General features: G+C 65.0%; 16 protein-coding genes and 1 pseudogene. 8 read left to right on the top strand and 9 right to left on the bottom strand.

The annotated features are described in order from the left end of the window. Positions 1 to 65: 65 nt before the first annotated feature. From BSG17_RS00930 to BSG17_RS00920, 3 genes are all read right to left on the bottom strand, one after another. Positions 66 to 1,049, bottom strand: coding sequence for a hypothetical protein (locus tag BSG17_RS00930; RefSeq protein WP_089820591.1), 984 nt, complete (start codon positions 1,047 to 1,049; stop codon positions 66 to 68). 664 nt (positions 1,050 to 1,713) lie between these two features. After that, positions 1,714 to 2,751, bottom strand: coding sequence for a glycosyltransferase family 2 protein (locus tag BSG17_RS00925; RefSeq protein ID WP_089820590.1), 1,038 nt, complete (start codon positions 2,749 to 2,751; stop codon positions 1,714 to 1,716). A gap of 434 nt (positions 2,752 to 3,185) precedes the next feature. Beyond that, the gene (locus tag BSG17_RS00920) at positions 3,186 to 3,461 is read right to left on the bottom strand and encodes a PadR family transcriptional regulator (RefSeq protein ID WP_089821000.1); all 276 of its coding nucleotides are present in this window, start codon (positions 3,459 to 3,461) and stop codon (positions 3,186 to 3,188) included. Positions 3,462 to 3,757: 296 nt separating this feature from the next. Between BSG17_RS00920 and BSG17_RS00915 the strand changes: the two genes are divergently transcribed. The 7 genes and pseudogenes from BSG17_RS00915 to BSG17_RS00885 all read left to right on the top strand — a co-directional run bounded on the left by BSG17_RS00915 (position 3,758) and on the right by BSG17_RS00885 (position 11,097). Continuing rightward, positions 3,758 to 4,288: a DUF7344 domain-containing protein gene (locus tag BSG17_RS00915; protein WP_089820589.1), complete on the top strand. Its 531-nt coding sequence runs from the start codon at positions 3,758 to 3,760 to the stop codon at positions 4,286 to 4,288. A 461-nt stretch (positions 4,289 to 4,749) separates the two neighbouring features. Further along, positions 4,750 to 5,301, top strand: coding sequence for a DUF7344 domain-containing protein (locus tag BSG17_RS00910; RefSeq protein ID WP_089820588.1), 552 nt, complete (start codon positions 4,750 to 4,752; stop codon positions 5,299 to 5,301). Positions 5,302 to 5,515: 214 nt separating this feature from the next. Beyond that, positions 5,516 to 6,836: pseudogene (locus tag BSG17_RS00905) on the top strand (RNA-guided endonuclease InsQ/TnpB family protein). A gap of 441 nt (positions 6,837 to 7,277) precedes the next feature. Beyond that, positions 7,278 to 9,095, top strand: coding sequence for a glutamine--fructose-6-phosphate transaminase (isomerizing) (gene glmS / locus BSG17_RS00900; protein ID WP_089820587.1), 1,818 nt, complete (start codon positions 7,278 to 7,280; stop codon positions 9,093 to 9,095). 191 nt (positions 9,096 to 9,286) lie between these two features. After that, positions 9,287 to 9,757 (top strand): ArsR/SmtB family transcription factor, encoded by a 471-nt coding sequence (locus BSG17_RS00895; RefSeq protein ID WP_244531460.1) that lies wholly within the window; start codon positions 9,287 to 9,289, stop codon positions 9,755 to 9,757. A 50-nt stretch (positions 9,758 to 9,807) separates the two neighbouring features. Further along, positions 9,808 to 10,035, top strand: coding sequence for a hypothetical protein (locus tag BSG17_RS00890; protein WP_244531459.1), 228 nt, complete (start codon positions 9,808 to 9,810; stop codon positions 10,033 to 10,035). Positions 10,036 to 10,167: 132 nt separating this feature from the next. Further along, positions 10,168 to 11,097 carry a calcium/sodium antiporter gene (locus tag BSG17_RS00885; protein ID WP_089820585.1) on the top strand — a complete coding sequence of 310 codons (930 nt, stop codon included), beginning with the start codon at positions 10,168 to 10,170 and terminating at the stop codon, positions 11,095 to 11,097. Positions 11,098 to 11,100: 3 nt separating this feature from the next. Here the strand turns inward: BSG17_RS00885 and BSG17_RS00880 are convergent, their stop codons facing one another. The 5 genes from BSG17_RS00880 to glmU form a co-directional block, all read right to left on the bottom strand. Beyond that, positions 11,101 to 11,559, bottom strand: a complete 459-nt coding sequence (locus tag BSG17_RS00880) for a CopD family protein (RefSeq protein WP_089820584.1) — start codon at positions 11,557 to 11,559, stop codon at positions 11,101 to 11,103. A 68-nt stretch (positions 11,560 to 11,627) separates the two neighbouring features. After that, a complete protein-coding gene (locus BSG17_RS00875) occupies positions 11,628 to 12,311 on the bottom strand; it encodes a helix-turn-helix domain-containing protein (RefSeq protein ID WP_089820583.1) in 684 nt (227 codons plus the stop codon). After that, positions 12,311 to 12,529, bottom strand: coding sequence for a hypothetical protein (locus BSG17_RS00870; protein WP_089820582.1), 219 nt, complete (start codon positions 12,527 to 12,529; stop codon positions 12,311 to 12,313). Before BSG17_RS00870 ends, BSG17_RS00875 begins: the two co-directional genes overlap by 1 nt. 71 nt (positions 12,530 to 12,600) lie before the next feature. Further along, on the bottom strand, positions 12,601 to 13,047 hold the full coding sequence (locus BSG17_RS00865) for an EamA family transporter (RefSeq protein WP_089820581.1): 447 nt from the start codon (positions 13,045 to 13,047) through the stop codon (positions 12,601 to 12,603). A gap of 66 nt (positions 13,048 to 13,113) precedes the next feature. Next, positions 13,114 to 14,298 carry a bifunctional sugar-1-phosphate nucleotidylyltransferase/acetyltransferase gene (glmU, locus tag BSG17_RS00860; protein ID WP_089820580.1) on the bottom strand — a complete coding sequence of 395 codons (1,185 nt, stop codon included), beginning with the start codon at positions 14,296 to 14,298 and terminating at the stop codon, positions 13,114 to 13,116. Positions 14,299 to 14,737: 439 nt separating this feature from the next. Between glmU and BSG17_RS00855 the strand changes: the two genes are divergently transcribed. Then, on the top strand, positions 14,738 to 15,358 hold the full coding sequence (locus tag BSG17_RS00855) for a DUF7344 domain-containing protein (protein ID WP_244531458.1): 621 nt from the start codon (positions 14,738 to 14,740) through the stop codon (positions 15,356 to 15,358). A gap of 18 nt (positions 15,359 to 15,376) precedes the next feature. On the opposite strand, the gene BSG17_RS00850 is transcribed toward BSG17_RS00855, so the two are convergent. Then, complete coding sequence (locus tag BSG17_RS00850; protein ID WP_089820579.1) at positions 15,377 to 17,551, bottom strand: glycoside hydrolase family 15 protein; 2,175 nt, start codon at positions 17,549 to 17,551, stop codon at positions 15,377 to 15,379. Between the last annotated feature and the right edge of the window lie 61 nt (positions 17,552 to 17,612).

Here is a 17,612-nt window from a genome sequence, read left to right as displayed (position 1 = left end):
ACGAGAATCGAACCCTGTGGTTCGCCGGGCGTCTCTGATGTTCCGGTTGGCGACGATAACCCCTATCAGTGTCGCCGCTGGACGTGGTCGGCGTCGAACGGACGGTCGTCACGCGGAGCGACGCGCAGCTCGTAGCCGGAGTCGGCCTCTCGAGCGTCGAACACCAACAGCTCCGGGAGAGAGAGCGGACCGTCCGCGGCGAGCTCCTCGGGGACGACCTCCTGTCCGTCGACCAGGACGGTCGCCTCGCCGTCGAGTCGGAACGACGCGATCTCACCGGTGTAGCGGTAGCTGTGTCTCGTGTCGCCGATCGCGTCCTCGACGCTCGTCGACGGCAACCCGGCCGACTGCTGTGTCCCCTCGTCTCCCCGAGCGTCGATGCGGTCGGAGACGGTGAGCCGGTAGTTGGCGACCCCGTCGTCCGGACCGACGATGGTCAGCGTCTTCGGGTTGCCTCCCGTGAACGTCGTCGCCGAGTCGAAGTCCGCGAGGTCGACGCGACGGAGTTCAAGACTCGCCTCCCGATAGACCAGCAGCGTCGACCCGGCGTGACCGTCGGCCGACGCGTCGCGTTCGGCCGAGTCCGCAGCGAGGTCGTCGTCCGAGCGACTGGAGAGGACGCCCGGGCTCTCGCTCTCGGAGGCGTCCTCGGACGACGCGTCGACGACGAAGCGGACGTCGTCGGTCGCGCCGGCGGCCGGTTCGATACCGACTCGCTTCTCCTCGTCGGTCTCGATCTCGTCCGTCACCAGATACTCTCCGGCCGGGAACGCGACGAGGGTCTCGTCCGGGAGCTCGGTCAACGCGTCGTCGATCGCCTCCTCGCCCGTAGGATCCATCCCGAGGTCGTCGACGGCGTTTAATCGATCATTGAAGACGTGGTCGGTCGAGCTCGCTGCGGCGACGGAGGTTGGCATCGTCGCCGCACTGACTGTCCCGACTGCGGTTGCCGTCGCACCGAGTCGGAGGTACTCACGTCTGTTAAGAAACGGTTTCTCGCTCGACGATGCGCCTCGCTGCTGAGACCCATCTGCCGGTTCGCGTGCCATACCTCTGGATTGCGCGAAGCCGCCAATAAATGTTCTCATAATCCTCCCATCAAATTAGGTGAATGAGGACGAAATTTATTGTTGAATCGCAGACTTTCAACATAAGCATAATATATCGAACAACCGTCAACGACGGTGTGCACCTGGTCTACGGGATGTTAATACGTTGCTACCGGTGGACACCGGAGCGGGTCGTCCTATGACACTCAGCTGACTCGAGCGGACGATCGGTCGCAGGTTTCTATCGCGTCTTCCGGTTTACAGCGAGTCGGCGAGAAAGCCCACGGCGTTAGTCGTGGATGAATCGCCGCACGATACCATGACCGGGTTCACCCCCGTGTTGAGTGCTATCCGACGCGGCACGTCCGCGCTCACACCGAGGCAATCGGACAATGTCGGATTCCCCATCCGAAGTTCGACGGTCGCCCCGTCGAAATAGGGTTGATACCAACGTGAAACAACCAACTACCTCCGGATCCGTTCCGTATGGCGCGGGTAGGAGTAACGGTATCGTGGCGGTGCCAGCACCCCGTCGGTATACAAACCGTAACTCTCCCGACTCAGCGGGCCTTTGCTCAAGCCCACGACTTCAGTCGTAGGTGGCCGTCACGCGAGCGCCGATACCGGTCCGTCCGAGCGCTCCCGTACTGCTCCTGCCGTTCGTTCAGCGCTCTCTGCTCGATAGCTCCGGTACGAACTCCTGGAGATGCGCGTTCTGCCGTGCGTCGAAGACGATCGCCAAGAGGAAGAAGACGATCCCGGTCGCCAGCGCACCGGGCACCAGCCAGACGTCGACGGTGACGCCGTCGACACCCAGCGCACCGACTACGAAGACGAGTGCGACGAGCAGGGCGCCGAAGACGCTGACCCCGCCGAGCGCGTAGTAGAGCGCCGTTGGATGGAGTCGGTCGACGACGTACTTCTGTTTGAGGCGCCACAGGAAGTTCCGGAGGAGGAGAATCGACACGGAAGAGATAAAAGACGGGTAGCTGATGCCGCTCCGTTCCTCGCCGTACAGCGCCGGGTGTGAGACGTCCGCGACTCGGAGGCCGTGGACGTTGAGCTTGACGAGGAGGTCGTTCAGGAAGCCGTAGCGTTCGTACAGGTCGTCGAGGTCGATCGTCTCGAGTGCGTGGCGAGAGATGGCAGTGTAGCCGTTCTGTGAGTCCGACACGTGCCAGTAGCCGCTCGAGACGCGAGAGAGGAACGTCAGCGTCCAGTTTCCGAACAGCCGCCACGAACTCATCCCGAGCCGTCGCGGGCTCTCGCGGAGCCGGTTCCCCTTCGCGTAGTCGACCAGTCCACCGACGACCGGATCGAGGATGCGAGGGAGGACGGCCGGGTCCATCTGTCCGTCCCCGTTCATGACGGCGACGACGTCGGCCCCGTCGGCGAGCGCACGTCGATAGCCGGTCGTGATGGAGTAGCCGACGCCGCGGTTCCGCTCGTTGCGGATCGGCGTGACGAACTCCGTCGTCTTCTGCTCCGCCGGTTCGGCCCAACCGTCCGCTCGTAACGACCGCCGCGTCACGTTGGCGGCGCGAGCGTGGTGACAGATAACGTCCCACGTGCCGTCTCGAGAGTGGTCGTCGACGACGTACGCACGGTCGACGAACGTAGGCAGGGTGTCGATGACCTCGCCCACGAACTCAGCTTCGTTGTACGCGGGGACGACGACGGCGACGGTGTGTCCTCTGTACATCTCACACCACTCCCGGAGACGCGTGGCGTGACGGTTGTCGGTCGATGCTCGTGGATCTCGTCGGTAGGTAGGGTGGAATCATCGAGGTCGTAAGTCAGCAGCGACGCCCGTTGTCGGAGGGAGTGCTTCTGTGAGAGACTATATCGGTGTGTGACTCTTTGTTATACGGCGGCTTCCCTGCGGACGGGACCGTATAACCGAGTGACGGGACAGTGTTCAGCGGAAAGAGTCGCCGTCCGTCGACGACCGGTGTGACCGGACGGCCGTCCCGAACTGCCGGACGGCACGTCCGGCAGGGTCGGCAGCGTCGCTGTCGTCGGACGGACTGCGAGGGAAGCGTCGATCGACCGGCGGCCGGTGTCTCGTGACCTACGCGTGAGTGGCTCACCCCGTTCGACGGACGTTCCCGGTGACGAGTGAGACGTCCGCCGACGTCACTCTTCGTCGAGAAACTGACTCTCCCAGGACCGTCGCTCGCGGAGCGCCTGTAACCCCTCTTCGGAGATCTCGTAGAAGTTCGTTCGTCGGTCGTGTTGGCCTTTGTTGACGTACCCGCGGTCGACGAGCGTGTCGAGGTTTGGGTACAGCCGTCCGTGTTTGACCTCACCGATATCTTGTTCAATGCGTTCTTTCACCATCTGCCCCGAGGGTTTGTCCGCTCCCGCGATGACGTACAGCAGGTCACGTTGGAAGCCGGTCAGTTCGAACAGACTCATCTGACAACAGAGTTGCACGGCATCGGATATTGTTAGCCACCCACGAACTCGCCGCCGCAGTCGACTTCGTCTGCAACGACTCTGGAGAACGAACGATTAAACAGAGAGACGAACTGACGAGACTGTACTCGGAAAGTGAAAGACAGGACGGGGACACACCTCGTCAGGCGTCACGAACGGAGAAATAGCTCGATTATAACCAAGTCAACTGCTGCTTTTCTAGTAACAATGACTCCGAGCGAACAAGACGAGGACGAATCGAACTGCGTCCGTCGAGGGTACGGCCGCCGATGACAGCCGACGGGGGGCGGCTCTCGACGGACGCACTCTTCCAGATACTGGGCAACTCCCGTCGGCGGTTCATCATCCGCCACCTGTATCGGACGAACGACCCGGTCGATCTGAAGGAGCTCGCCAGGCTGATCGCGGCCGAGGAGGAGGGGACGACCCCCGAAGCTCTCACGGACGAAGAACGCCAGCGTGTCTACGTCTCGTTGTACCAGACGCATCTCCCGACGCTGACCGAGAGCGGATTGATCGAGTACGACGAGAGCGAACGGACGCTCTCGATCGACAGACGCGCGCTTGAGGCACACTGCGTCGAGGCGACCGCAGACAGGTGGCTCGTCGGATACGCCGTCGTCGCGCTGGTCTGTGCGCTCGGCGGCGTCGTGTTCTCGCTCGGGGGAGTCGTCGGGGCCGGCGGTGCCAGCGGTTTCCTCCTCGTCGTCTCGCTCGCACTCGCGGGCCTCGTCATCGGGCAGTACCTCCGTCGAACCCGAACGTTCACACGGAAGTGCCTCCTGTCGCTCGTCGACTGACCGGCACGCGCCGTCGACGTCGTCGAGGGGGCGAGTAGTGCCGGACTAAGCGACGTTACCGTTCGGTTCACCGGGCGATTTCGGCCAGATACGATAGCCAGAGAGACGCTCTTTCTGCGTGACTCGTCTCTCGAAACGCCAAACGAACGCTCGAACGGAGAAACACGCTCGACCGCGGAACTCCGACAGTATCCTCGACGTACAGTCTCTGCCGACAGTGTTTCTTTCTCATTTGGGAAAATCAAAATATGAGTATTAGAGCACGAATCAATCAACGTATGCAGTTAATAGTCAACGATTTAATTATGTATGACGAACAACGTGAGTAGCTGTTGGGGAACAACAGGGCAGACGCCCGAACGTACAGAACATTTCGGAAAACGGGATGTTTATCGGTCACTCGTCGGCCTCCGACGACGGCGCCCTGATGAGGACACGGCCACCAGCCAAGGGGAAGGGAAATGGAACTCCAAACGATACGCTCACGAACCGTTAGCAGAAGCGCCGACAGACAAGCGACCGAACCGACACTCTCGAAGGACGAACTCTTCGAGATCCTGAAGAACCAACGCCGGCGGGATGCTCTCTCCTTTCTCAAGGAGAACGGCGGGGAAGTGAATCTCAGCGACATGTCCGAGTTCATCGCGGCCAAGGAGAACGGCATCGACGTCAGCGCCCTCTCCTCGAGTCAACGCAAGCGCGTGTACATCGGCCTCTATCAGTGTCATCTCCCGAAGATGGCAAACTTCGGCGTCGTCGACTTCGACAAGGACCGCGGGACGATCGAACTGCTCCCGGCCGCCGAACTCCTCGATCCGTACCTCGACGACGACGTCGTCGCCTCCGACCCGAACGTCGAGCTGCGGATGGGCGCCGCGGCGACCGTCGCCCTGCTAGTCATCGCCGGACTCGTAGGCGCACCCGTCCTGTCTGCGCTCCCCGCCGCGGGGTGGGCGGTCGTCAGCACCGTCGCGCTTCTCCTGTTCGCCGTCACCGAGGCGGTCGGTGTCTGACCGGCCACAGACGACCGGGCGACACGCTTTTGTCGATCTCACGCACGGAGCGTCGCTCACGACGTCGTATCGGCTACCTGACTCAAGGAGAGAGTCCCGCCCTTTAGGGCGGGCATGAATCCGACACTCTACAACACAAACTACGCTCGACACTTACTCTGGGGTATCCTCTCCCCCCAAACTTTCTTGTCATTTTAATTACAACCAGTAGTTGATGAAGCGAGCCAACACGTTTGACGTGATTCCACAGTCCGACGAGGACGAGGAGTTACTTCGACGCATGTTGGACGCTTCTGCTGCTCTCTGGAACGAGATCAACTACGAGCGCCGTGAGAATTATGCCAACCCAGACGTCTCCGTCTGGGACATCAGTGAGTATCGCGGTCGTTACGGCGGTGTTCTCGGCGCTTCGACGGTTCAGCAAATCGAGCGCAAGAATCGTGAAGCGTGGAACTCGTTCTTTGCACTCAAGAAGAAAGGTGAAGCCAACGGCAAGCCAGGATACTGGGGCAACGAACGCGAAGGACGCGACCTCCGCACGTACATCCGAAACACCTCATATTCTGTTCAATGGGGCGAATACTCCCGACTCGAAATTCACGTCGGCCAAGACCTGAAAGACGAATACGGCTTGGGATACTGCGAACGCCTCCGACTCGAAGTCCGTGGCGACCCAAACTGGAAGGAATACGAGAAGCAGGGTCGGTTGGAGTTGTTCTACGACGAGCAAGCACAAACATTCAGGGCCTTTCAGCCAGTCACCATCGATAATTCTCGATTGGCACAACCACTGGATTCGGAAGAATCCGCTCTGGATATTGGTGCGAACAATCTCGTCGCTTGTACAACCACGACCGGCAAGCAGTATCTGTACGAAGGACGAGACCTGTTCGAGCGGTTCCGTGAGACGACACGAGAAATCGCTCTTGGAAGAAGGACGAGACAGTAGTCACCGTATCCGACGTCTGTACGATCGACGTACCAAGCGACGCGATCACGCACAGGACGCGCTCGCTCGTGACCTTATCGAACGCCTGTATGACGATGGCGTTTCCACGGTGTACGTCGGGGCGTTAACGGACGTACTCGAGACACACTGGTCGGTGGAGACGAACGCGAAGACACACAGTTTCTGGGCGTTCCGAGCATTCGTGAACAGGCTGGCGTGTACTGCCGAGGAATACGGCATCTCGGTCGAGGTTCGGTCTGAGGCGTGGACGAGTCAGGAGTGTCCCAACTGTGGGTCGACAGAGGACACAATTCGACATCAGGACACGCTGACGTGCCCGTGTGGATTCGAGGGACACGCAGACCTCACGGCGTCAGAGACGTTCCTGAGACGTCATCAGAACTCTCTGAGTTCTGATTGGCGAACGAGACACTCCGTGTCTCGTCAACGGCAGACGACGGTAACACGGTCGATGGCACGGCCTGTATGCCTCAAGTGGGACAACCACGACTGGTTGGAGTCACCACGCTCTCTCCGTCCCAACGAGGAGCATACAAACCCGCAAGTTGCCTCCGTGGGTCGGTAAGCGATACCCCCAGCGTGAGGAAACCTCGCCGTTGACGGCGAGGAGGATGTCATGTCCCGCACGTTCTCGCCTCGCCCGCGACCGTCGGCGACTCGTCGACAGCGAGCAGTGTCCGATCGAGCGGTAGTCGGCGACGACCGCCGGTAAGTGACCGTTGTTCGTCCGGTCGAACCGACGGACGGCGTCCACGACGACACCGGTCGAGTCCGCCCTCGTGTGTCGTGAGTGAGCGAGTGACTAACCCCAAACCGGGAGTGTTCAGCCACCTTATAACAAAGCGACTCGCTCACCCTCTCCACAGTATGACCGTAGCAATCCGTCCGTCGTCCGCTGTGGGAGGGCGACAATGACCGTGACCGCGGAGACGATCGTGCTCGGGGACGAGGGGGTCCGCGTCGGCGACGGTGTCGTCGTCACCGACGGATCGGAGGTGGTGTACTGATGTGTGGCATCACCGCCTGTCTCCGCGCCGACGGCAGCCTCGACCCGCTCCTCACCGGGCTGAAGCGACTGGAGTACCGCGGCTACGACTCGGCCGGCATCGCGCTCCAGAACGGCCACGGTATCGGGCTCGTCAAATGTGCCGGCGAGGTAGAACTGCTCTGCGAGCAGGTCGACGAGAAGCGTCTGCGGGGGACCGTCGGTATCGGTCACACCCGCTGGAGCACTCACGGACCGCCGACCGACTGCAACGCCCACCCACACACCGACGAGCGCGGCACCGTCGCTGTCGTCCACAACGGTATCATCGACAACTACGCCGCTCTGAAAGACGGGCTCCAGCGCCGGGGACACCACTTCGCCAGCGACACCGACACGGAGGTCGTCCCCCACCTCATCGAGGAGGAACTTGACGGCGGCGCGTCCAATGTGGAGGCGTTCCGGGCGGCGATCGCGACACTCGACGGCACCTACGCCATCGCGGCCATCTTCGACGAGGAGCAGGCGATCTACGCCACCCGGATGGGATCGCCGCTCGTCTTGGGGGAGGGCGACGACGAGTGGTTCCTCGCGAGCGACGTCCCGGCGTTCGTCGAGTACACCGACCGCGTTCGCTACCTCCACGACGGCGACTTCGTGCGAATCACGGCCGGCGGCGTCGAACTCACGGACGCCGACGGCTACGCCGTCGAACGCCCGCTGGAGACGGTCGACTGGGACCCGGAGACGGCCGGAAAGTCCGGCTACGACCACTACATGCACAAAGAGATTCACGAGCAGCCCGAGGCGCTGCGGCGGACCACACAGGGACGGGTGAACGCGCTCGCCGGGAGCGTCGATTTCGAGGAGTTCGAACCGGGTCGATTCGCCGACGTCACCCAGCTCCATCTGGTCGGGATGGGCACCTCCTACCACGCCGCGATGTACGCGGCCTCACTGTTCGCCACGCGGGGCGTGCCGGCCTACGCGTTCATGGCCGGCGAGTACAGTCTCTCGCAACCGCCGGTGACGGAGTCGACGCTCGTCGTCGCCGTCTCACAGAGCGGTGAGACCGCCGACACGCTAGACGCCGTCCGGCGGGCGCGCAGCGCCGGTGCACGGACGCTGGCGGTGACGAACGTCGTCGCCTCGTCGATCACTCGCGAGTGCGACGACAGCCTGCTCATCCGGGCCGGTCCCGAGATCGGCGTCGCCGCCACCAAGACGTTCTCCTCGCAGGTGACCGCGCTGCTGTTGCTCTGCGAACGGATCACGGCGGATATCACGGGGACGGCCAGCGCCGAGAGCCGCGAGCTCCTCGAGTCGGTCGCACGACTGCCCGGCGACGTCCAGGCCGTCCTCGACACGTCGACGGCGGCCGACGTCGCGGAGGCGTACGCCGGCAGCGAGGCGTACTTCTTCATCGGCCGCGGGGTGGCGCATCCGGTCGCACTGGAGGGGGCGCTAAAGTTCAAGGAGATCTCCTACGAGCACGCCGAGGGGTTCGCCGCCTCCGAACTGAAACACGGCCCGCTCGCGCTGGTCACCGAGCGAACGCCGGTGTTCGCCGTCTTCACGGGTCGCGACGACGAGATGACGCTCAACAACGTCAAAGAGGTGCAGGCTCGCGGCGCACCGGTCGTCGCCGTCACCAGCCACACCGACGGCGACGTCGTCGACGTCGCCGACGCGGTGCTGGCGATACCGCCCACTCACCCCGACCTCGCGGGCGTCCCGGCCAACGTCCAACTCCAACTGGTCGCCTACCACGCGGCGAACCGACTCGGCCGTCCCATCGACAAGCCGCGGAACCTCGCGAAGTGCGTCACCGTCGAGTGAGACCCGTCCGGACGGTGGTAAGGAGTCCAACCCGTCCGGTACGCTCCCCGGCCGACCGCCCGCGGTCCCCCGTCGACGACCGTCTCCGGCGCTCGAGACAGTCGACGGCGTCACCTGACTAAACCACCCGTTGAACGGACGGAAGGATGCGATTGATTAAGCCGTTATGCGGACTATTACCTCGTGTGTCAATGACTGACGACCAGGCCGACAGCGCCGACGGATCGAACGGTGTCGATTCGACCGCCGTTCTCGACATCCTCGGCGACGCCGTCGCCCGCGAGATACTCCGTCTCGGCAAGCAACGGGTCGTCACCGTCGAAGAGTTCGCCGCACAGTGCGACGTCTCCGAGGCGACCGTCTACCGTCGACTCCGCCAGCTCCACGATCTCGGACTCGTCGAGAAGTGTACCCAGTTCGAGGCGGGCATCGTGACCAAGGGAGCCTACCGGACGACGATGGACAGCGTCACCGTTCGCGTGAGCGAAGACGGCATCGCGACGGAGTCGGGGTCGGACGACGAGTTCGCCGACGCGATCCGGACGGTCAGGCAGACGATCGATCTCGACGGAGTCCAGTACGACCCGAAGGAGAACAGCGTCCAGGTCTCGTTCACGCTTGACGACGACACGTTCCGGACGTTCCTCGACCAGTACCTGTAAGCGAGACGAACGAAGCACACGTTCATGTGTGATCAGTGGCAACATATACCGTGAAAGACGACGAGATCAAACCGCCGAAGAAGGCAGATCAGTACGAGTACCTCGACAGCACGACGGAGGTCGTGTTCATGGTCGAAGACGGCAAGGTGCTCACCTTCCGTGAGTATCCGAACGTCGAGGCGTTCGAGAGAGCGGCCGAGACCGGCGAGTACGCCGGCGTCAACCAGGGGGTGAAGGAACTTCCCGATATCGAGGCGTTCCGCGACCTCGACATCTGATCGGTTCGCCGAGAGCGGAGACGAAGCGACCTGAATCGCCATACAGAAAAGATGATACACCGGGAGAACCTCCTTCTGCACAGTTATGCGTAGGTACACCTTCGAAGGTAGCGCGCTGTCACGGTACGACTGATGGAGCTCCTGTGGGCTGTCGCGTCGCTGGCCGGGAGTATCCTCGGGCTCTGGCTCGGTGCCGAGTGGCTCGTCACCGGTGCCTCCGCGCTGGCGCGTCGTTTCGGCATCTCCGAACTCGTCGTCGGCCTCACGATCGTCGCGTTCGGGACGGGGCTCCCCGAAGTCGTCGTGACGCTCGACGCCGTCGCCACCGGTCACACGGATCTCGCCGTCGGCAACGTCGTCGGGTCGAACATCGTCAACATCGCCGTCGTCCTCGGCGTCGTTGCGCTCGTCCGCGCGTTCCCCGTCTCGCGGTCGCTCGTCAGACGCGACGGGGTCGTCCTCGTCGGGACGACGGTGATCGCGACGGTCGCCGCCGTCGACGGACGCGTGTCACGACTGGAGGGCGGACTGCTCCTCGCTCTCTGGCTCCTGTATCTCTGGTCACTGTTCCGGAACCACGGCGAGAGTCCGCGCGGCGGCCCCGAGGCGACGACCGAGGGGCAACTCGCCCGCACGGCCGGCAAACTCGTCGTCGGCCTCGTCGTCGTCATCGGCAGCGGCGCGCTGCTCGTCGACGCTGCCACGACGATCGCGCGCTCGTTCGGCATCTCCGAGTGGACGATCGGCGCGACGATCGTCGCCGTCGGCACGTCGACCCCCGAGCTGGTCGTCTCGCTCCTCGCCGCCCTCCGCGGACGGTCGGGGCTCTCGCTCGGCAACGTCATCGGGAGCAACGTCGTCAACCTGTTCGGCGTGCTTGGCCTCGCGGCGCTCGTCGAACCGCTCTCGGTGACGGCCGCCGCCTTCGGCGGGATGCTGTGGCTGCTCGCACTCGTCGCCGTCTTCCTCGTGACGCTGTGGACGGGCCGTCGGCTCTCGCGGGTCGAAGGCGGCGCGCTGTTGGGGTCGGAGGTCGTCCGCTGGCTGCTCGGCTTCGGGTGAGCCTCAGAGCGGGACGCCGCCGAGCAGGAGGCCGGCGTCGACGAGGAGGAGGAGCGCGACCACTGCGGCGGCGGTGAACAGGCGGCGGGCGTCGCGGGCGGGCGTCCGAACCTTCCGCTCGTCGAGACCGTCACGCAGTTTGCTCGCACCGATCTCGACGAGCGCCGCGAGGACGAACCACAGCACGACCATCGCGAGCACGAGGTGGCCTCGCGGACTCCCGAACAGCGACTCGGCCGTGTAGCGCGTCCCGGCGAGATGGCCGCCCGAGAGGAGCAAGAAGAGCGCACTCGCCCGCGAGACGGTCGTCAGTTTGCCGACGATGGTCTCGAGCGGTGCGACGTCGATGTCGCCGCTCGCGGCCGTCGGGAGGACGGCGTAGCTGGTGAACAGCACACTCCCGGTCCACAGTCCGGCGAAGAGGAGATGGGCACTGGCCATCGCGGCGTCGATCACTGCCATAGCGGCTCCTTGGAGGCTCGGCACTTAGTACGGCCGATTTCGACGGATTGCGTGACGGTAGGCGTTCCCTACCACTCGTCGAGCGAGTACTCCTCGCCGTCTGCCGGGAGCGTTCGCCGGACCAGCGTGGCCGTCCCCCGTCTGAGTCGTTCGGAGACGGACTGCGAGGAGACGCCCAACTCGGCGGCGAGATCGCCGAGGTCGACGTCGCGAGGGACGTCGAAGTAGCCGGTCGCGACGGCCAATCGGAGCGCCTCGCACTGTTTCTGCGAGAGTCCGTACGTCCTGTCTGACACCGGAGCGTCTGGGTCGAGGCCGTAGACGCGTCGGAGCGTGAACGACACTTCCCGCTTCCGACATTGTTCGCTGTACCGGCGGAGCGCGTCGTGGTCGGGGAACCGCTGTCGGACGTCGAGCCCCTCGTGTGTGGCGGAGACGGACAGCTGGGACGCACCCACCTCGATCCCGGTGGGATACAGCACGACCTCGGCCCGCGCGGAGATCTGGATCCGGTAGAGCCGTCGGTCGTCCAGGCGTTCGAGCACGCTGAGGGAGGCGACCGACCGGTCGTCGTCGACTGCGGCCTCGAACGTCTCGAAGTCGTCGCCCTCGGCCCACACGAACAGCGTCGGTTCGCGAGGGTTCTCGGCGTGTTCGTGTTCGACGTGGAGCGTCAGTTCCGGAACCGTCGCGAGCGACTCCATCAGGGGGAGTCTCGGGCTCGACAGTCGATACTCTGCGATGAGGCTCATCAGCTGACGTCGTCGCCGTCGGTGTCGGCGCAGCTACCCAGTTTTCCCGTCGCCAACAGCAGGAAGACGAGTCCCTCGACGCGAGCGGCCGTGTAGACCCACGGTTTGACCTCGAACTCGTCGGGCGTCTCGTAGGCGAGTCGGGTCACGACGTCGACGACCTGTTTCGGGAAGAGCAGCTCGACGAGGCCGAGGAGAGCGGCTAGTGTACGGAGCATCTCTCGGGCCTACGTACCGAGGTGACAAAAGTGGGAGGTGACGAACGTGACACCACTTCCGGTGTCCGCGATCACGAGATGGCGAGCAGCGCGATGGCGGCGACGGCGAAGAGGAGGCCGAGCAGTTTCGTCGTGGTGACCGACTCGCCGAGGACGAGCATCCCCACCACCGCCGCGACGACGAAGTAGAGCGCGCTGACCGTCGTGACCACCGACGGGCGCCCTCGCTGGAGACCGATGTAGAGCGAGACGGTCCCTACCGCCGAGCAGACGCCCGCCAGGGTGCCGAACCAGACCCCCCGCGTCGTCATCGAGATCTGCTCTCCGGACACGTGCATGTAGCCGACGACGACGGGGAGGGCAACCAGATACGAGACCGTCGCCACCGTCGCCGGTCGCATCGATTTCGCCGCGAAGTTCGCGAAGATGGTCCATCCTGCCCAGGCAAACATCGTGATGACTGCGAAGACGAGTGGTCCGTTCATCTGTGTCACGACGAACGGGGCGTCGACAGCCACCGTTCGTCTCACTCTCCTCACTCGCGTACAAAGAGCGGTTTGGCCGACACCGGCACCAGTCCCGCGCTACCGGTCGCGGGTGACGACCTCGCCCGGGGCCACCCGGGCGTCCGTCGAGAGGACGACGCCGGCGTTGAGACTGGCGTTGATACCGGTCTTCGTCCCGTCACCCACGACGACGCCGAACTTCCGGCGCCCCGTCGAGACGCGTTGTCCTTTCACCGTCGTTCTCACGTCCGCCCCGTCGTGTCTCAGGTTCGCGACCGTCGTCCCGGCGCCGAAGTTGACGTCGCAGCCGAGGACGCTGTCGCCGACGTACGAGAGGTGACCGACCGTCGCCCCCTCCATGAGCACGCTGTTTTTCACCTCGACGGCGTGACCGACTTTGGCCCCTTCGCCGACGAGCGTCGCACCGCGGACGTAGGCGTTCGGGCCGACCGACGCGCCCGCACGGATCAGCGCCGGTCCCTCGACGACGACACCGGGTTCGACCGTCGCACCGTCCTCGACGACGACGTCGCCTCGGAGCACCGCGCTCTCGGCGACGTCGCCGCGGACGTCGCGTTCCGACTCGCCGAGCTTCCACTCGTTGGCCTCCAGCAGCTCCCACGGCCGGCCGACGTCGAGCCAGCGGTCGAACGGGACCAACTGGACGTCGTACTCCCGGCAGGCGTGTTCGAGCACGTCGGTCAGCTCGAGTTCGCCGCGTTCGCTCTCGCCGACGTCGAGCCACGACTGCGCCTCGGTGGGGAAGACGTACGCGCCCGTGTTGACGAGATCGGAGGGCGGGTCGGCCGGTTTCTCGACGACGCCCGTGACGGTCTGCCCGTCGGTCGTCAACACGCCGTAGTTCGTCGGGTCGTCGACGCGGTACGACCCGACGGCGGCGTCGGTGTCGTAGAGCGCCGTGAGCGAGTGGACGTCGTACAGGGCGTCCCCGTTCAGCACGGCGAACGGGCCGTCTTCGAGGTGGGCGGCGGCGGTGCGGACGGCGTCGGCCGTGCCGCGCTGTTCGGACTGGACGGCGTAGGTGACGTCGACGCCGTCGACGCCGTCTCCGAAGTGAGTGCGAACGTCGTCGGCCCCGTATCCGACGACGAGGACGACGCTGGTCGCGCCGGCCTCGACCGCCGCAGCGACGGTGTGGCCGACCAGCGGTCGGTCGGCCACCGGGAGCATCGGTTTCGGGCGACGCGCCGTCAGCGGCCGCATCCGAGTGCCCTCTCCGGCGGCGAGTACGACTGTCTGCATACACGGAGAGTCGCGAGGTGACCGGATAGAGTTTCCGCCGCGGGAGAGCGGCGGCGAGCGCCGTCGCTCGGCGGCTGAAATACTCAAAAAGAACGACCGACGCGAGGCAGTCCGTGTACCCCTACCCGTGCTACCTGTTGTCCGCCGTCCGATTTCCGTATCAGACAGACAGTCAGGGGAAGTTAAATGTCTTGTGCAACGCGTGGCGTCGTCCCGCACGCCGGAGACGGGGACTAGCGGATCCACCGTTGGTCACTGTTTCACTGCGTTTCGGACTGTTTCGACTTGCGGACTGTCGGAGCGAGCCGACGTTCGTGGCGGGTCCGAAGCGACGTGAATCGCGCGACGTGAACGGGTTTGAACGGAGTGAACGGCGTCGAACGAGACCGAACGGACGACCCGGTTTATCTCTCGTGCAGAGAGTCGGTGAGACACGAACATGAGTGCACAGAACAGTGCGACTGGAATCAGCGAAGAGCCGACGAGCGAACAGGAGCCCGCCGCCACCGATCTGGCCGCAGACGAAGTGTTCCATCTGCTGCAGAACGCGCGCCGACGGGCAGTCCTCCGATACCTGTTCACCCACGACGACGAACCGTTCGAGATGCGCGACATCGCGGAGTTCGTCGCGGCGTGGGAGAACGACACGACGCTCCAGCAGCTCACCTCGGACGAGCGCCAGCGCGCGTACATCTCGCTCTACCAGTGTCACCTCCCGAAACTCGACGACAAGGGGATCGTCGACTACAACCAGAGCCGCGGCGTCGTCACTCCCACCGCCGCCGTCGAGCAGTTCCGACCCTACATCGACATCGAGGGCGAGAGCGAGGGCGACGCCGACGACGAGACCGAGACCGAACCGACGGCCGCCGCGCCGCTCTCGGAGGAGTCGAACCGCTACTACGGGACGGCGACGGTCGTCAGCCTCCTCCTCACGGCCGTCTCGTGGCTCGGCGTGGCTCCCGCCGTCCTCTCGAGCTATCTCAGTTTCCTCATCACCGGGCTGTTCGCGCTGGTGACAGTCGGCGTGCTCCGTCAGCGGCGGTTCACCGCCCGGTAAGACTCCGGTTTCTCGAACTCACCACGCGGCGGCGTCGACGGTCTGCTCCGACGCGGGGAAGGCGAGCACGCTCGCGTAGTAGAACAACAACTGCGTGAAGGTGTGCGGCTGTGAGACTGCCGTCCGGATCCGGCCGTCCTCTCGGATCCACGCCTCACCCAGCACGTGCGTGTCGGGCGTCGCGTGGTTGTGAGCGATCCAGCCGACGCCGCGTCGGACTCGGGCCAGCCGCTCCGGGTCGTCGCGCCACCCGGTCGCGAGGGCGACGAGCGCCTTCGACTCGTACATCCCGAAGCGACGCTGCCCCGCCGTGGGTTCGGCGAACGAAGGTTCGACGACCGACCAGACGTGGTCGAGGTGGCCGCGCATCCGCGGGTGGTCGGCCGCCGCGAACCGTGCGGGCCACGCGAGCGTGGTGTTGCCGCCGGTCCCCGGGAGGATGGGGAGCGCGCGGAGGACGTCCGGGGCGTGGCGGTGCTCCAGCAGTCGGTCGAGTAACGACTTCCCGCTGCTGTACGCCTCGGCCTCGGGATCCCACAGGTGGGCGTCGATGGCCGCCTGGAGTTCGTCCCGCCGTCGGCGGTAGCGCGCCGCGTCCTCGACGGCCCCCAGCGCCCGGGCGGCCTGGAGCGCGGAGTTGAGTGCGAGCCAGACCGTACTCGCGCCGTGAATCGTCCGCGAGGGGACGACGTTGTCGTCCTCGTGGGCGGCGCGGTGGAGACCGGTCGTGGCGTCGCGGTAGCCCGCCAGGAAGTCGGCCGCGCGTCTGATCGCCGGGTAGACCTCCCGGAGGTAGCGCTCGTCGCCCGTCGCGCGGTAGTGGTCCCAGAGCGTCCAGACGGTCAGTCCCGTCTGGTCGATCTCCCAGGGGATGGGGCCGCCGGCGACGCCGTCGGCGTAGTAGTTCATCACCCAGTTCCCCTTCGGGACGAGCGCGTGACCGAGGAGACGGCGTTCGTCGGTCCGCTGGAGCGCCGCGTACCAGCGGTTGCGCTTGTCGGCCCACTCGGAGAGGCCGACGACGTTCAACACGTGGTTGCAGAACGCGCCGTCGCGCGGCCAGTCCTGCGCGTAGGGGCTCTGAGTGGCGATAGAGGCGACGACGGCACCTGAGACGGGGTCGTAGTTGGTGACGAGCGTGACGAGCGCACGTCGGGCGACCGCTCGGACGACGGGGTCGTCGGTGGCGGGCATCGGCGCGTCGGCGAGCAACGAGTCGAACCACGCGGCCTTCTCTGCGGCGACGACCGACGGTTCGAGCGTCCGCGCTCGACCGAGAAGCGTCGAGACCGCCTCGCGGTCGATGGCCACCGCGACGACGACCGTCGCCGTGGCGTCGTCGCCCTCGAACGCGAGTGGCGTCGCCAACGCGGCGGTCGGTTCCCCGCTGTGGGCGTCGTCGCCCGGGAACTCCCCCGCGGACGCGCTCTCGTAGGCGTCTCGCGCGTCGGACGTCTCGTCGTAGCGAGGGTCGAACGCGTCGCGGCCGACCTGGTGGTGGTCGCTCCGCTGGTCGAACCCCAGCGCGACGGCGACCCGTCGGCGGACGTCGGTCGACTCGTCGACGCCGCGTTTGGTCGCGACGACGGCGTCGACGTCGACCCGATAGCGAGCGTGGGTGCGGTCGCTGGGGTGTCGTCTGAGGTCGTGGATCGGACTCTTGGGCTTCTTCGAGACCCCGAGATGGAAGTGAGCGAACGCGAGCAACGAGGCGGATTCGACGGGCGAGTCGGGGTCGCGCCGGACCGTGACCGCCCGGAGGAGAACGTCCTCGTCGACGGCGACGGTGTCGACGACGCGGACGGTGAGTCCGAACGCGTCCGAGCGGTGTTCGGTGACGACGGTGTCCGACCCGTCGCTGTCGTACCACTGCGTCGTCGTCCAGTCGCGGAGCCACGTCGTCTCGGCTCCGGCGTCCGTCTCCACGCGCAGACCGAGGAACATCCCCTCGTTCGGATGCGCCCCGTATCGGGGGTCAGCCCGGCGCGTGGTGTGGTACTTCACGTGGTTGAAGAAGGACGGTCGCGGCCACCGCAGCACGGTGATCGTCCCCTCGTCGTTCAGCGCGACTGAGAGTCGCTGGTTCCCCGACTGGGCGTTGATGTCCGTCGGCCCGAAGAACTCGGGTGCCTCACGCAGTCGCAGCGGCGGCAGGAGCGTTCGAATGCTGCGCGTGAGTCTGCCACCAATCATCGACGACCGTTGGAGAGGTGAGGAGATAACGTCACTGTCGATCGGGAATCACTAGTTCGTC

Origin of the sequence: Halogranum amylolyticum, assembly GCF_900110465.1 — an archaeon.
In the GTDB taxonomy this organism is placed as follows: Archaea; Halobacteriota; Halobacteria; order Halobacteriales; family Haloferacaceae; genus Halogranum; species Halogranum amylolyticum.
This window is presented reverse-complemented; position numbering and strand designations above follow the sequence as displayed.